Annotated in this window: 12 protein-coding genes; 5 read left to right on the top strand and 7 right to left on the bottom strand. The window is 72.8% G+C overall.

Features of this window, described 5'->3' with window-relative positions:
• The first annotated feature begins 178 nt into the window (after positions 1 to 178).
• Entirely contained in the window at positions 179 to 2,950 is a 2,772-nt protein-coding gene (locus tag OHT74_RS34565) for a helix-turn-helix transcriptional regulator (protein WP_328622378.1), read from the top strand.
• A 27-nt stretch (positions 2,951 to 2,977) separates the two neighbouring features.
• On the opposite strand, the gene OHT74_RS34570 is transcribed toward OHT74_RS34565, so the two are convergent.
• The 4 genes from OHT74_RS34570 to OHT74_RS34585 all read right to left on the bottom strand — a co-directional run bounded on the left by OHT74_RS34570 (position 2,978) and on the right by OHT74_RS34585 (position 5,265).
• Positions 2,978 to 3,895: a glycoside hydrolase family 19 protein gene (locus tag OHT74_RS34570; RefSeq protein WP_443047622.1), complete on the bottom strand. Its 918-nt coding sequence runs from the start codon at positions 3,893 to 3,895 to the stop codon at positions 2,978 to 2,980.
• Positions 3,896 to 4,065: 170 nt separating this feature from the next.
• Complete coding sequence (locus OHT74_RS34575) at positions 4,066 to 4,476, bottom strand: rodlin (protein WP_328622379.1); 411 nt, start codon at positions 4,474 to 4,476, stop codon at positions 4,066 to 4,068.
• A 199-nt stretch (positions 4,477 to 4,675) separates the two neighbouring features.
• On the bottom strand, positions 4,676 to 4,867 hold the full coding sequence (locus OHT74_RS34580; protein ID WP_328622380.1) for a DUF5302 domain-containing protein: 192 nt from the start codon (positions 4,865 to 4,867) through the stop codon (positions 4,676 to 4,678).
• Between the two features lie 38 nt (positions 4,868 to 4,905).
• The gene (locus OHT74_RS34585) at positions 4,906 to 5,265 is read right to left on the bottom strand and encodes a hypothetical protein (protein WP_328622381.1); all 360 of its coding nucleotides are present in this window, start codon (positions 5,263 to 5,265) and stop codon (positions 4,906 to 4,908) included.
• 125 nt (positions 5,266 to 5,390) lie between these two features.
• On the opposite strand from OHT74_RS34585, the gene OHT74_RS34590 reads away from it, so the two are divergent.
• Positions 5,391 to 5,579, top strand: coding sequence for a response regulator transcription factor (locus OHT74_RS34590; protein ID WP_328623455.1), 189 nt, complete (start codon positions 5,391 to 5,393; stop codon positions 5,577 to 5,579).
• A gap of 112 nt (positions 5,580 to 5,691) precedes the next feature.
• On the opposite strand, the gene OHT74_RS34595 is transcribed toward OHT74_RS34590, so the two are convergent.
• The 3 genes from OHT74_RS34595 to OHT74_RS34605 are packed head-to-tail and all read right to left on the bottom strand — an operon-like array spanning position 5,692 to position 8,008.
• Positions 5,692 to 6,627, bottom strand: coding sequence for a 2-dehydropantoate 2-reductase (locus OHT74_RS34595; RefSeq protein ID WP_267001549.1), 936 nt, complete (start codon positions 6,625 to 6,627; stop codon positions 5,692 to 5,694).
• Positions 6,624 to 7,166 (bottom strand): winged helix-turn-helix transcriptional regulator, encoded by a 543-nt coding sequence (locus tag OHT74_RS34600; protein WP_328622382.1) that lies wholly within the window; start codon positions 7,164 to 7,166, stop codon positions 6,624 to 6,626. Before OHT74_RS34600 ends, OHT74_RS34595 begins: the two co-directional genes overlap by 4 nt.
• A 41-nt stretch (positions 7,167 to 7,207) precedes the next feature.
• Positions 7,208 to 8,008: a caspase family protein gene (locus OHT74_RS34605; protein WP_328622383.1), complete on the bottom strand. Its 801-nt coding sequence runs from the start codon at positions 8,006 to 8,008 to the stop codon at positions 7,208 to 7,210.
• A 292-nt stretch (positions 8,009 to 8,300) separates the two neighbouring features.
• Here OHT74_RS34605 and OHT74_RS34610 point away from each other — a divergent pair, with 292 nt between their 5' ends.
• Genes OHT74_RS34610 through OHT74_RS34620 form a run of 3 tightly spaced genes read left to right on the top strand, consistent with a single transcriptional unit; the run spans position 8,301 to position 14,625 of the window.
• Positions 8,301 to 12,386, top strand: a complete 4,086-nt coding sequence (locus OHT74_RS34610) for a hypothetical protein (protein WP_328622384.1) — start codon at positions 8,301 to 8,303, stop codon at positions 12,384 to 12,386.
• Between the two features lie 5 nt (positions 12,387 to 12,391).
• Positions 12,392 to 13,537: a trypsin-like peptidase domain-containing protein gene (locus OHT74_RS34615; RefSeq protein ID WP_266670143.1), complete on the top strand. Its 1,146-nt coding sequence runs from the start codon at positions 12,392 to 12,394 to the stop codon at positions 13,535 to 13,537.
• Between the two features lie 11 nt (positions 13,538 to 13,548).
• Entirely contained in the window at positions 13,549 to 14,625 is a 1,077-nt protein-coding gene (locus OHT74_RS34620; protein ID WP_266670145.1) for a trypsin-like serine peptidase, read from the top strand.
• Positions 14,626 to 14,635 lie beyond the last annotated feature (10 nt).

Below are 14,635 nucleotides of genomic sequence, written 5' to 3' on the forward strand. Positions count from 1 at the left end.
GTACGGACCATTGAGCCCGCGGACCTGCTGATACACCTCGTATCGGCAGGTCCGCAGCCGTTTCCTGACAGCTGACTGAATTCTGCGTCACAATCCGTGTCCACCCGGCATCCGACCTCGTATTGTCGCCTCTCACAGGAAAGGCACAGAGTGGGGACCGAGAGGCTGGTGGCTGTGCGTGGTGGCGGCGACGGGGAACGCTGACACGACCGTCGGACACGGTGAACTGATCAAGGCGGTCGAACGCGCGCTGACCACGCACGGGCGGGCGCTCCTCACCGGACCCGCCGGCGCGGGCAAGACGGAGGCGGTCGGCGCGCTCGCGGCCGCGGCCTCGACCCGCCACGAGACCGTGCTCCGCCTCGCCCCCGAGGCCGCCGACCAGTGGATACCGGAGGCCTCCGCCGCCGCGCTCCTCGCCTCCGTGCCCTGCGCAGCACTGGAACGGCTCTCCGGACCCCAGCGCACCGCCATCGCCCTCCTGCGACGCGAGGCCGACGCACCCCGGGCCGGCCGCGACCACGTCGCGCTGCGCCTCGCCGTCGTCGAGGTGCTCCGTACCCTCGCCGCCCGTACCCCCGTCCTGCTCGTCCTCGACAACGCCCAGTGGCTGGACGCGGAAAGCACCGATCTGCTCCGTTTCGCCCTGCGCCTGACCCCGCCTCGCGTACGGGTCCTCGTCGCCGAGTGCGTCCAGGGCGGCGCCCCCGTCGGCGGCCCCCTGTGCGGCCCCGGCACCCCCGAGATCCGGGTCCCCCCGCTCGGCGCCGACGAGGTGGCCGAACTCCTCGCCCGCCACGGCCTCCCCGCCCGCCTCGCCGGCCGCATCCACCAGGCCAGCGGCGGAAACCCCCGCCTCGCCCTCGCCCTCGGCCACTCCCTCGCCGAAGCCGCCGAGGCCCGCGACGCCAGCGCCCACCATGCCGACCCCCTGCCCCTGTCCGGCCAGGCCCGCGAGGTCGCCCGCCGCCTCCTCGCCGAAGCCCCTGCCCGGGCCCGCCGCACCCTGCTGCTCGCCGCCCTCGCGGCCCGCCCGACGACCGCCCTGCTGCGCCGGGCCGGCCGGCCCGACGCCGAGGCCGAACTCGCCGAGGCGGAACGGGCCGCGCTGGTCACCGTCGGGGAGGACGGCGCCGTCGCGTTCACCGCCGGCGCCCTGCCCATGGCCCTGGCCGCCGACGCCGGCTGGCCCGAACGCGCCGCCGGACACGCCGCGCTCGCCGCCGCCGTCGACGACCCCGTCCAGGCCGTACGCCACCGCGCACTGGCCGTGGACACCCCCGACGAATGGCTCGCCGCCGAGATCACCGAAGCCGCCGCGGCCTGCCGAAGGCGAGGCAAGCGCGCCCTGGCCGCCGAACTCGGCCTGCTCGCGGCCGAACGTACGCCGAGCAACCGGCCCGGGGACGAACTGGCCCGCCTCGTCGCCGCCGCCGAAGACGCCGGCTGGGCCGGCCGCGCCGATCTCGCACGCCGCGCCACCCGCGCCGTACTGGCCCGCGACGCCTCACCCGCCGACCGGGTACGGGCCCGGCTCGCCGTGATCGACGCCGCGGGACAGGCCCTCGCCGCCCTCGACGAGACCTTCGCGTACGCCATGGACGACGCCGCCGCAGACCCCGCCCTCCAAGCGGCCGTACAACTGCGGATCGCCACGAAGTACAACCTCAGCGACGGCGACCCCGTCCGCTCCCGCGACGCCGCGGCCGAGGCCGGCCGGCTCGCCGCCCGCGGCGGCGACCAGGTCGCCGAGGCCATGGCACTGACCGTACGGGCCCGGATGGGCCGCATCCTCGGGGACCCGGACGCCGAGGACATCCTGGCCGAGGCCCTGGCCCTGCCCGCCCCCGAGGTGCCGCTCGGCATGCGCAACGCGCCGCAGTACCTCGCCGTCCGGCACGCCCTCTTCGACGACCGGCTCGCCGACGCCCGGCGCCAGCTGCTCGTCCTGCTGCCCGCCGTCCGGCGCACCGGATCCGCGGAGGACGTCTTCGAGGTGCTGCGCAGCCTCACCGAGGTCGAACTGCGGCGCGGCCGGTGCGCGGTCGCGTCCGCGCACGCCCGCCGAGCCCTGGAACTGACCATCGAGGCGGGCCTCTCGCCCGGCCCCGCCTGGTACGCCGCCGCGATGGCCGAGGCCATGGGCGGCAGCTTCGCGCGCGCCGCCGGATACGCCCGGCGCGGCATCCAGGCCTCCGAGGAGGAGCACGACCAGGTGTTCCTCTCGCGCAGCCTGTACGCACTCGGCCTGACCGAGCTGGCGACGGGGGAGGCCGCGAAGGCCGTGGCCACCCTGCGCCGGGTGGCCGAACTGGAGGCGGCCCAGCAGGTCGTCGACCCCTCGATCCTGCGCTGGCACGGAGAGCTGGCCGAGGCCCTGGTGGCCGCGGACGCGCCCGACGAGGCAGCAGAACTGCTCGGCGCCGTCCGTACGGTCGCCCTCGGCCTGGGGCGCACCGCGGTGGTGGCCGCACTCGACCGGGCCCGCGGGCTGTGCCTGTCCGCGCACGGCGACGCCGAGGGCGCCGTGCACCTGCTGCAGGCCACGGCGGACCGGTTCGGCGCGCTCCAGCTCCCGGTCGAGCGTGGCCGTACGCTGCTCGCCCTGGCCCGGGTGGAACGGCGGCGCCGCCGGCGTGCACCGGCCCGCGCCGCGCTGTCGGCGGCGGCCGAGGTGTTCACCGCGGCCGGCGCGAAACCCTGGGCGGAACTCGCCTCCGAGCAACGGGAACCGGCACCCTCCGAGGGCGGCACGGCCTTGGCCCTGGCCGCCCTGACGGAGGCGGAGACCCGGCTCGCCCTGCTCGTCGCCGAGGGCGCCAGCAACCAGGAGGCGGCCGCGAAGCTCTTCGTCAGCGTCAAGACGGTCGAGGCCCGGCTGACCCGGATCTACCAGAAGCTCGACGTACGCTCCCGAGCGCAGCTGGCCACCACCCTGCGCACCCGCTGAGGGGGCGCAGAGCGGTGGCCGGACCGGTCAGCAGCCGAGGTTGTTGCCCGGTGTCACGCCCAGGATCTGCGTGAAGCTCTGGTACGCGTTGATCCGGCTCTGGACCTGGGCGGGGTTGCCGCCGTTGCACTCCAGGGAGCCGTTGATGGAGCGGATCGTCTCGCCGAAGCCGGCTCCGTTGACCATCGCGGCGTGGGCGGTCATCGTGCCCGGGCCGTTCTGGGTGTTCCAGTACCACAGGGCCGTCTTCATGGCGATGGCCGGATCCTGCTCCACGAGGTACGGGTTGGCGAGCAGGTTGATGCCGAGCGCATCGCCGGCCGCCTTGTAGTTGAAGTTCCAGCTGAGCTGGATCGGGCCTCGGCCGTAGTAGGCGGCCTGCCCGGCGGGACAGCCGTAGGGCTGACTCGCGTCGCAGTAGTGGGGGTAGTTGGCGGTGTTCTGCTCGACGATGTACACGAGCCCGCCCGTCTCGTGCGAGACGTTCGCCAGGAACGCGGCAGCCTCGCGCCGCTTGACGGTGTCATCGCCGGTGTTGGCGAAGGCGGGGTACGCCGACAGGGCCGAGACCAGACCGTTGTACGTGTAGAAGGAATTCCGGTTCGGGAACATCTGATTGAACTGGGCCTCGGAGACGACGAATCCGGACGGGTTGCCGGGGTTCGGGTCCTGGCCGCCGCCACCGCCGCAGGCGCCGAGGTCGGACCAGACGCCCCACTGCCCGGTGGTGCCGGGCGTCTCGCCCTGGGTCCACCACTTGGCCTGCCAGTTGTGCCCGCTGTAGGAGGCGCTCATGCCGTTGGTGTAGACGGCGGACGAGGCCCACGGGGTGACGCAGGCCGCGGCCGCGGACGCGGAGGAGGAGGGGAGGGCGACCGCGAGGCCGAAGGTGGCGGCCGCGGCGGCGGCCAGGGCGAGGGCGCGGCGGCGAAGCGCACGTATCACGTAACTGCTCCTTCAGTGGGGGGAGTTGCCGTGGGGGGCACGTACCGCCACTGAAGCGAAACTGGTCTGGACCTGTCAAGGTCTAGACCATCTTTTATCGTGTTCGGGGAAACGGGCAGGGCCCGTACACGCCATGGCGTGTACGGGCCCTGCCGGCCGTCGAGGGGCGGTTAGCTGAAGGCGGAGCCGTTGCCCGACAGGACCGGGATGTTGTCCAGGATGTGCGAGAGCGGCTCGTCGCCCTTGGCCTGGGTGGAGTTCTCGGTGCACTGCTGGTTCTGCGGGTTGGACAGGACGTTGATGTCCTGGACGTTGATCGGGACCAGGCCGGCCAGGCCCTGGACGTTGGCCTTCGCCGGCAGCCCGACGCACAGCTTGTTGAGAGAGCCCTGGACCAGGCTGAGCTGCGGGCTCATCGCACCCTTGGTCTGCTGGTTGCCGTAGATCTGCGCGGAGCCGTTTCCGTTGACCGTGGTGACGCCGCCGTCGTTGCCGATCGCCATCGCCGGGGCGGCCCATGCGGCACCGAGGCCCAGCATGGAGGCGGTGACTACAGTGGTGGCCATGAGCTTCTTGGGCACGAGAGGATCCTTCTGTCGCACTGTTGCATGGAATGGCTGTCCCCGGCGGGACAGGCTGATCAACTGCCACAGGCGCTCTTGGTAATCGTGCGTCACCCGAGTGGCCCAGTGCACGAAGAGGGCCGCCTCCGGCTCTGTGAGCTGGAGGCGGCCCCCTCGTCCGACATCTTCAGGGCATCGCCGTGGAGACCGCGGCCGGTCAGCCCGTCTTGCGGCGGGTCTTCTTGTTCTTGCCGCCGGCGCCACCGCTGGCGCCCTGGATCTTCGCCCGGCTCTGGTGAGCCTGCTGTGCATGAGTACTGCGGGCGTTGCGGTCAAGGGCCTCCCGGAACTTGCGCTTGGCCTCTTCGGCCGCCGATTCGCCCTGCGGGGTGTCCGACTCTTCTGTCATGTTGTCCTCCTGGGTTGACCTGAAGCCGTTTCAGTCTGTCACCCTCCGTCCCCCCTGACCAGCGGGTTCGGTTCCCAGGGCCGAGTCGTGCCGCCGGTGCGGGTCACGAACGGGCGGCCGGGCGGGCCCAGGCCTCCAGCTCGCCGAACGCTGCGACGAAGGACGGCAGCATCCGGCTTCAGCCGATTCCTGTCGAGCACGACCGGCCCGTCGGTGTGCGCGCCGCCGTCGACGTGGACGTAACGGTGCAGCGGCGCGCGTCCGGCGTCGGTGACCATCCGGTCGTACACGTCACCGAACGTGGCCGGCGGCGTCAGCGCGTCGAGCGTGCCCTGGATGCTGATCAGCGGGCGCCGGATCTTCCCGGTCAGCGAGATCCGCTCGACCGCCCGGTGCACCGGCTCCGGGCGCGAGGCGTAGTCCGTGTCGCAGCCGGGACCGGTTCCCGCCGGGCAGAACGGGGTGCCGCCCTGTCGACCAGACGGTCATCGCCAACCTGGCGGCCGGGCTCCCGGCCCCCGAGCTGCTCACGCCGCGGGAGACGGAAGTGCTCCGCCTCATCTCGGCCGGGGCCACGAACACGGAGATCGCCTCCCGCCTCCATCTCAGCGAGGGCACCGTCAGGAACCACATCTCCCGCGTCCTGAGCCGGCTGGGCCTGCGCGACCGCGCCCAGGCCGCCCTCTGTGCCAGGGACAGCGGCCTCATCTGAGCCGGAGCGGCAGAGGGGAGACACACGAAGTCCCGGGCCTCGCGGGGAGACCCGGGACTTCGCTGGTGCACTTCGCTTGACCGCCGTGTTCAACGACGGACCGCGCCGGAGGTCACGCACCGTCCTGTGTCTGCACCGCGCGCCGCTGGTGCACCCGCAGTTGCAGGGTGGCGAGGTCCAGCAGCGGGGTGGGAACGGCGAGCGCGCGGGCCCGGGCGACCAAGTCGCCGAAGACGTGCTCGACCTCCGTGGGACGACCGGCGATCAGGTCCCGGTACATCGACGGGGTGAGCGGGGAGCCGGGCGTGGTCACCGTCCGGGTGGTGAAGGCGAGTTCGGCCTCCGGTACGGGATGGCCCGCGGCGGCCGAGACGGCCGCCGCCTCCGCGAGTACGGCCGGCCCGAGACCGGAGCCGCCGGGAACGGCGCCGACCTCGCCGACGGAGCCGCGTGCCAGGCAGGTGACGGCCGCCAGGGTGGTGATGAAGACCCACTTGTGCCACATCGCGGCGACGACGTCCGGCGTCTCCGGGCTGTCGATGCCCGCCCCGGTCAGCAGGGCGCGAACGGCGTCCACGCGGGCGGAGGCCCGGCCGTCGAGTTCACCGGTGAGCAGGGTGGACGGCGGGGCCATGCGCACGATGTCGCCGTGTTCGTTCAGGGTCGTGACCACCTTGGCCACGCCACCGAGGACCGGCGCGCCGCCGAAGTGGCCTATGAGGTGGTCGAGGTGGGCCATGCCGTTGAGCAGCGGCACGATCGCGGTCCGCGGTCCGACCGCCGGGGCCAGGTCCTTCGCCGCGCGGTCGAGCGCCGTGGACTTCACCGAGAGCAGGACGAGGTCGTACGGGTGCGACAGCGCGTCGGCGGTCACCAACTGCGGGGTGAGGGTGAGGTCTGCGCCGAGGCCCGTCACCCGGAGCCCGCGCTCGCGCAGGGCGGCGGCCCGCTCCGGGCGGACCAGGAAGGTGACGTCCTGCCCGGCATGGGCGAGACGGGCGCCGAACCAGCCGCCTGCGGCGCCGGCGCCGACTGTCAGGATTCTCATACGGGAGAGCCTTTCGTGAGGGGCAGCGGCTGCAGGAGCCGGCGAGGCCGGTGCAGGGCCGCGGTGACGGGATCGTCATCGGCGGACGGTGGCGGCAGTCCGGGCCCGGGCGCGACGAGGAGGTCGGCGACCTCGACGGCTGCGTGGCAGCCCGTGCAGCGCCCGTCGACGGCGACCGGGGCGTCGTCGTCGGCGTGCAGGAAGACCCGGCGCGGCCCGCCGGGTGCGGGCCGGTGCTCCTCGCCCCAGAGGGACAGCGCGCGGACGGCCGGCCAGAGGCGGACCCCCTTGTCCGTGAGGACGTACACCTCGCGCCGGCCGTCCCCGGGCACGCGGGCCAGCACCCCGGCCCCGGTGAGACCGGCGAGCCGGTCGCTGAGGACCGCGCGCGGGATGCCGAGGTGGGCGGCGAAATCCCCGAACCGCCGGACTCCGAGGAAGGCGTCCCGCACGATCAGCAGGGTCCAGCGCTCGCCGATGACCTCCATGGCGCGGGAGAGCGAGCAGGACTGGCCGGGGTAGTCGCGAGGGAGCGCCATGAGCCCACCGTAGCAAATCAGTTCGGTGACCGAACTGATTCTCAGATCGTGAAGGGCTTCTGACCGAGGAACCGGGTGTCGGGGCTGCCCGTCGTGAAGAAGTTCGGCATCTGGGTGGCGGGCATGCGCTTCTTGATGTCGCGGTGGAAGGCCTCGTAGTCGCCGCTGAACTCCCCGCCGTTCCAGACCCGGAGCAGAGTCTCGGTGAACTTGCCGTTGACGCGGCCGTCCAGGGCGACCTGGTCGTCCTGGCAGGCGGAGATGAGTACGACGCCGGGTTCCCCGCCGTCGCCGTTCGTACTCCTCAGCTCGCGCTGGAGGTCCTGGAAGAACGCCTTGTCCCGCTCGAAGATCTGCTGCTGCTTCAGCACCGGCATGAGGCGGACCGCATCCCCCTGGGCAGGGGTGTCGATCAGTTCGGTGGCGGTGCCGCTGTGGCAGCAGTCGAGGAACGTGACGATCCGGACGTCCTTGTGGAACCGCTGGAACTCCCGGTGCAGCTCGTCGTCGAGGAACTGGCGGTCGAAGAACACGAGGGTCTCGTCGAGCTCGTCCGGCTCGTCACCGTCGCTGTCGGGCATCTGGCCGCCGTGGCCCGAGTAGGTGAGGAGCAGGATGTCCCCGCCCCCGAGCTTCCCGGCCGCCTTGCGCAGTGCAGCGGTGACGGTGTCGACGGTGGCTTCTCTCGTCAGGATCACGGTGTCGTCGAACCCGGCGCCGCGGGCCAGTTCGGCCATGTCGCGGGCGTCGTTCTCGCACGCCATGAGCTGTCCGTCCCAGCCGCCGTACTTGCGGGGGTCGACGTTGTTCAGTCCTACGTGGATGGACACGCCTGCGGGCATGAGGTCCTCCTCGGATGGGGTGAGCACGGTGGCACCGGATGGGGTGACACCTCGGGCATGGGTTCCGCGGCAGAAGGCCCGCCGAACCGCGCGGCGCGCAGCGACGCCCGATCGGGCGCGGCGGCCGGAGCAACGACGCCCGCGATGTCCACGACCTCGCCGGTCGGCCGCGGTCGACCGGCGGTCACTCCGCGACCGGCCGCCGCCTTGCCACCGAACAGACCGGGTGAAACCATGACAGATAGCAATCAATCCGTCTGCTGCCCGTCAAGGGCGGCCGGGTAGGTGCGGTATGCCGCTCACCGAAACGGAATGGGGCCTCGTCACCCAATGGGTGGCGGAATATCTCCTCGACACCCCGGACCCGCATGACAGGCTCGACCAGCACGGCTTTCCCCCGGAATTCATCGGCAGCCTCGCGCTGACCAACAAGAGCGGGGAGAACGCCGTCACGCTGGTGCGCGCCTCGCGGAAGGGCATCGAGGCACAGCTCCGCCTGCTCGAGGTCCTGGTCAGCCTCGACCGGCTGGCCTCCTTGCCGGACGGCAACGAGGCCAAGAGGTTCCAGGCCAGGCTGCTCGAAGACGCGAACGTGCACACCTCCGCCCCGGACCACTTCCTCGCCGGCGTGCTCAAGAACGGCACCGAGGTGTTCATCGACCGCGCCGACCTGCGGGCGCACCTGAAGGAATTCCTCGCCGACCCCGAGAAGACCGTGCTGGTGGTCGACGGCGAGGCCGACAGCGGGCGCTCTTACACGTACAACCTGATCCGGTACCTCGGCCAGCACTGCGGATTCCGCCCGGTGCGGGTGACGCTGTCGCGCACCTCGACCGCCGCCCAGGTGATCCGGCGGCTGGCCGAGTTCGTCGGGGACCGGGACCCCGGCATCTCACCGTTGAACACGACACAGTTGAACGATCCACTGCCGTCGGTCGACGACGCCGTCCACCGGATCGTCGGCCGCGCCACGGCCGCGGAGGAGCGGTTCTGGCTCGTCCTCGACGAGTGCGACAAGCTCGACGCCAACTCCGACGTCTGGGACTGCATCGGCCGGCTGGCCCTGGCCGTCTACGAGTACACCCCGGTGCAGGAGGAGACCGTGCCCCGGCTCGTGCTGCTGGGCTACGGGTCGGCGATGCGCCAGCTGCCGTACGACGTCCGCAAGAACGAGTGCCGGGACACGGCGCGGATCGCCGGTCCCGACGATCTGCGCAGCTTCTTCCTGACGTTCTTCACGCAGACGCCCGAGCCGCGGGGCACGGCCGGGGTCGAGGCGCTGGCCGACGCGGCCGTCGCGACCATCCTCGACGCGGCGCAGCGACCGGGGGACGACAGCTACATGCGGAAGATCTGCACGGCGGCCGAACGGACCGTACGCCTCTACCTCTCGCTCCGGCCCGGCGAGGACTTCGCCGCCCGGCTGCACGGGGAACTGCTCGCCGCGGAGGGCGAGCCCGAGCCCGCCGTCCCGGACCTCCGCAAGGCGTACCGGGAGACCGCCAGCCTCCTCACCGAGTTCGATCCCACGCAGCTGCGGCTGCCGGGCGAGGAGGAGAGCAGCGGCCGGGCGGCGCTGGAACTCGTCCACGACTGCACGACCCTCGGCATGCAGCCCCGGGCCGGCTGGGTCCTCAAGCAGGAGGTCCGCGAGACGGCACTGCGCGGCCTGGCCGGCCAGGAAGCCGCGCGCATCGGCCTGGAGGCCAACCTCGGCCAGGTCCCCGAGGGCCCCGGACCGGAGCGGTTCGCGCTCGCCTACCTCTCCGGTGCTCCGCCGGCCCTGGGGGAGCAGGATGTCGAGGGGCTCGCCGACATCCTCCAGGCGGTGCTGTGGCTCGTGCAGATCCCGCACACGAGCGGGATGCCGGACCCCGAGCACGTCCAGCAGCTGCTGGAGCGCGCCAGACTGCGCCAGCCGCTCGAACGCCTGGTCAGGGGCAGATTCTGTGGGCGCGCCGCCGAGCTCGGCGAGCTGCGGGCGTACGTCGGGCTGCCCCCGGCCTCCGCGCCGGGAGCTGCCCCGCCCCTCGACGGCGCCGGTTCCGTCCACGAACCCGTCAGGGAACTCGTCAAGGATCCTCCCTTGCTCATCAACGGGCTGGGCGGCATGGGGAAGAGCACCCTGCTCGCCAGGTTCCTGGTCGACCTCCCCGCGGACTTCCCCTTCGCCTATGTCGACTTCGAGCGGCCCACGCTCTCGGTCCACGAGCCGGTCACCCTGGTCGCCGACATCGCCCGGCAGCTCGGCATCCAGTACCCCGAGCACCGCACCGCGTTCGACGCACTGGCCGCAGAGTGCGAGGAGACCGCCCGCACCCAGCGGGAGGAGCAGAACACCGTCGACGAGCTGTACCAGCTCTCCACCACCCGCTCCGGAGCCGGGCGCGGAGCCGCCGAACAGTTCCACAGCCGGGCGCGCGCCCGTGAGACGGACCTGGTCCGCCGGGTCGGCGCATGCCTCGTCCAGGCGGTGGCGGGCGCGGGTGGCGGCGCCGAGGGCGGCCCGCCGCTGGTGATCGTGATCGACTCGTTCGAGGAGGCCCAGTACCGCGCGAACCCCGTACTCGGCCGTATGTGGGCCATCTGGTCGGTCCTCCACGAGGGGTATCCGCGGCTGCGGTTCATCGTCGCCGGGCGGGCCGGCGTCCACCACCCGGCGCAGGCCGCGGAACCGAAGACGATCGCGCTCGGCGACCTCGAACCGGAAGCCGCCGTGGACCTCCTCATGTCCAGCGGGATCGAGGACGAGGGCGTGGCCCGGGCCCTGGCCGAGCGGGTGGGCGGCCACCCGCTCAGCCTGAAGCTCGCCGCGCAGGCGGCCGTGCTCGCCGGCCAGGAGGCCGGTTCGCTCGGCGAGCTGGTCGAGAGCCTGCCCGCCCGGCGCCGGTACTTCTACCGCAAGGTCGACCAGATGCTCGTCCAGGGGATCCTGTACGACCGCATCCTCAAGCACATCGCCGATGCGCAGGCACGCGCCCTCGCGCAGGCGGGTCTGGCGCTGCGCACCATCACCCCCGAGCTCATCAGGGACGTCCTCGCCCCGGCGTGCGGACTGGACGTGGACTCCCCGGAACAGGCGCGCCGCCTCTTCGGCCGGCTGGCCCGGCTCGACCTGATGGAACCGGCCGGCCCGGGCGCGCTGCGCCACCGCTCCGACCTGCGGGCCATCATGCTGCGCCTGTCGGACTCCGCGCGCACCGACCTGATGCGTACGGTCGGGCAGCGCGCGGTGGAGTACTACGCGGCCCGCGAGGGGCTCGAGGCACGCGCCGAGGAGATCTACCACCGGCTGCGCCTGAACGAGAACCCCCGCTCCGTGGAGCAGCGCTGGGAGCCCGGCGTCGAGCGCTGCCTCGACCGCGCGGACCAGGACATGGCGTCCCGGTCGGCCGCCTTCCTGACCGGCCGCCTCGGCGGGCACATCCCCGACGAGGCACTGCACGAGGCCGACCAAGAGGACTGGGAGCGGAACGCTGCACGGGAGATCGAGGACCTGCTGGCGCAGGGCTTCACCAGCGAGGCCGCGGCCCGGCTCGCCGAACGCCGCCCCTGGACACCGGGCAGCCCCCTCGACCCGCTGCTCGTCGAGACCCTGGCCCGCAGCGGACGGCGTACGGAGGCCAGGAGCACGGCGCAGGAGGCCGTCGACCGCGCGGAAGAGGCGGGCGACGTCGATGCGCAGCTGGATCTGCTGCTGCTCTCCGCGCGCCTCGCGGAGGAGGACGGTGACGGGCAGGAGGCCGAACGCGACCTTGTCGAGGCGGAGGACATCGCGACCGGCCTCGGCCGGGACTTCGACGCCCTGGCAGCCACGCTGGCGCGGGCCCGGCTGGCCGCCTCGCGCGAAGGCGACGCCGACATCGACCGTAGCCTCGCCCGGCAGTTGCGGCAGCTGCCCGACGAGGCACTGGCAGAGCAGCCGGTCCTGGTCCGGGCCGTCGCGGCCGAGGTGTCCCGGCACGATCCGGCCGCGCTCGGCCACACCCTGGACGTCGTGGGACTGCCGGACACCGACGACGGGGCCCTGGACGCCCTCGCGGACACGATCGTCCGGGTGCTGGCGGAGCAGCCCGAGCTCCGGTTCGCCCTCGCGAAGATCCTCCAGAACGCCGTCGGCCCCGTCCCGGCCCGGCCCGTGCAACAGCAGCTGCCCCCGCCCCCGCCGTCGCCCTCCATGGCCGACATGCTCCGCGGGGCCCGCGACCGCGGCACCCTCGACGCGCTCGCCCAGCGGCTCCTCGTACTGCACGACGACAGCGGCGCACTCGTCTCCGGCGTGGCGGCCGCGATGGGCGCGGGTACCCCCGGCCCTGCGCCGTCGGCACCGGCCCGTACAGCCGAAACAGCCGAAAGGAACGGCCCGCGAGCGGCCTGAACCCTATGAGCGACGCGTATCTCCCCTCCGAGGAAATCGTCCGGCTGGTCGACGCCTCGCTGGAGGCCGGGCTCGCCGATCCGTCGGTACGGCGGCTGCTCCTCGACGGCATCATGCCCAAGTACCGGGGCACGCTGCCGCTGATGGCCGCCCCCGGCATGCAGGTGCACTCGGACCTGAACGAGATGAACCGCGTGGAGCGGCTGGTCGACGGCTCGGTACCGCTGGAGACCTGGCTGCGCAACGCCGTCGCCCAGACCGTGGAGGCCGGACCGCTCGCCGTCTTCCAGAAGGCCCTGGACGAGGTGGCGCGCGACGCCGCCGGCGAGCCCGACGTGCCGGCCGGGCTGCCCGCCGGGGAGACCAAGGAAGAGATCATCCACCGGGACGACACGGTGCCCTTCGAGTTCCTGCGCGGCGGCGAGGAGGCGGGCAGGGCGGTCGCCCGGATCAAGGTCCTGCCGTACCAGGCCGGCGCCCCGCTCCAGCCGAACGGCTTCCCGCACTCGGGGACGGGCTGGCTCATCGCCCCGGACCTGCTCGTCACCAACCACCACGTGGTGAACGCCCGGACCCGCAGTGCGACGGACCGCGGCATCGTGGAGCCCGCGGACCTCCAGCTGCAGGCGCAGAACTCCCGCTCGCGCTTCGACTACGGCGCGGACGACACGGAGACCGAGGAGGTGGCCGCCAGCGGCCTGGTCGCCTGGGACGAGGCCCTCGACTACGCGGTCCTGCGGCTCACCGGCCAGCCGCCGCGAGCCGCCCTTCGGGTGGCCACGGAGCCGTTGACGGTCGCCGGGGAGCCGGTGGCGGTCAACATCATCCAGCACCCGGGCGGCCAGCCGAAGCGCGTCGCCCTGCGCAACAACCTCGTCTACGAGGCGAACGAGAACGACGTGCGCTACTTCACCGACACCCGGGGCGGGTCCTCCGGATCGCCCGTCTTCACCGACGACTGGCAGGTGGTCGCACTCCACCGCGGGACGCGGCGCGTCGAGGACGTCAACTTCCAGGGCAAGACCACTGCGTTCGTCAACGTCGGCACCCAGATGAGCAGCGTCATGCGGCACCTGCGGGAGCACAGCCCCGAGGTCCACGCCGAGATCACGGCGGCGCAGTCGGCGCCGGCGCAGCAGGGCCCGGCCTGAGGAGGCATGAGATGGGCGGCAGCGGCAGGTCACCGGTGGCGACCGGTCCCGCGCAGATCTTCCGGGACCTGGGCGCGGTCGCCGAACGGGTACGCCAGGGCCTGAAGGCGGACGCGGACGCGGAGATCCCCGAGTCCTCGGAGAGCCTCCCGGCGGACCGGGCCCCGGCCGGGCAGATCGGCGAGTTCGCCCGCCGCGAGCGGGCGAGGGTGCTGAACGCGGGCGTCAGCGGGCTGGAGAAGCTCGCCGCCGGGCGGGCCGACGAGGTCGACGAAGACGAGTACTTCGGCGTCGAGGCGATCGTCCTCCTCGAAGGCCGGCCCGCCCTGCTGATCCAGGGCCAGGACTTTCCCACCCAGCAGGGCGACTGGGTGGTGCTCGAGGGCCAGCGCGCCGCCATCCGGGAGTCCATCGCCCGGGTGGGCCGGGTGGAGGTCACGGGACACGCCAGTCTGGACTGGCTGGGCACCGCGTTCCTCGTCGGCCCCGACGTCGTGATGACGAACCGTCATGTGGCCGTCGAGTTCGCCACCGGCGACGGAGCCGGCTGGACGTTCCGGCCGGGCATGAGCGCGCGGCTGGACCTGGCGGAGGAACTGGCCGCCGTTCCCGGCGACGGCTCGCTGGAGTTCGCGGTCACCGAAGTGGTGGGCATCCACCCCGACGTCGACATGGCCCTGCTGCGCATCGACACCGCCCGGGGCGGCGGGACTCCGGCGACCCCGGTGGCGGTGGCGGCCGATCCGCCCGCCGACGTGCCAGGCCGGCCGGTGTACGTGGTCGGCTACCCGGCGGAGGACGGCCGCCGCAACGAACCGGAGGCCATGCGCCGCATCTTCATGGACGTCTACAACGTGAAGCGCCTCCAGCCCGGTACGACGACGGGGCTGGTTCCCGGCGAGCTCACGGTGAAGCACGACTGCTCCACGCTGGGCGGCAACAGCGGCTCGCCGGTCTTCGACCTGGTGGACCACCGCGTCCTCGGCCTGCACTACGGCGGCCGCTACGGCTTCGGGAACTACGCGGTCCCGCTGTGGGAGCTGGTGGACGACCCCCTGCTCAGCCGGGCGCAGGTCAACTGGGTGTGACGCGGGAACC

The sequence above is a fragment of the Streptomyces sp. NBC_00354 genome (assembly GCF_036106915.1).
Lineage (GTDB): Bacteria > Actinomycetota > Actinomycetes > Streptomycetales > Streptomycetaceae > Streptomyces.

What these genes read in the sequence shown, in the direction of transcription:
- OHT74_RS34580 (WP_328622380.1), bottom strand. Translation starts at nt 4,867, where the DNA reads ATGACAGAAGAGTCGGACACCCCGCAGGGCGAATCGGCGGCCGAAGAG.
- OHT74_RS34595 (WP_267001549.1), bottom strand. Translation starts at nt 6,627, where the DNA reads ATGAGAATCCTGACAGTCGGCGCCGGCGCCGCAGGCGGCTGGTTCGGC.
- OHT74_RS34600 (WP_328622382.1), bottom strand. Translation starts at nt 7,166, where the DNA reads ATGGCGCTCCCTCGCGACTACCCCGGCCAGTCCTGCTCGCTCTCCCGC.
- OHT74_RS34605 (WP_328622383.1), bottom strand. Translation starts at nt 8,008, where the DNA reads ATGCCCGCAGGCGTGTCCATCCACGTAGGACTGAACAACGTCGACCCC.
- OHT74_RS34610 (WP_328622384.1), top strand. Translation starts at nt 8,301, where the DNA reads ATGCCGCTCACCGAAACGGAATGGGGCCTCGTCACCCAATGGGTGGCG.
- OHT74_RS34615 (WP_266670143.1), top strand. Translation starts at nt 12,392, where the DNA reads ATGAGCGACGCGTATCTCCCCTCCGAGGAAATCGTCCGGCTGGTCGAC.
- OHT74_RS34620 (WP_266670145.1), top strand. Translation starts at nt 13,549, where the DNA reads ATGGGCGGCAGCGGCAGGTCACCGGTGGCGACCGGTCCCGCGCAGATC.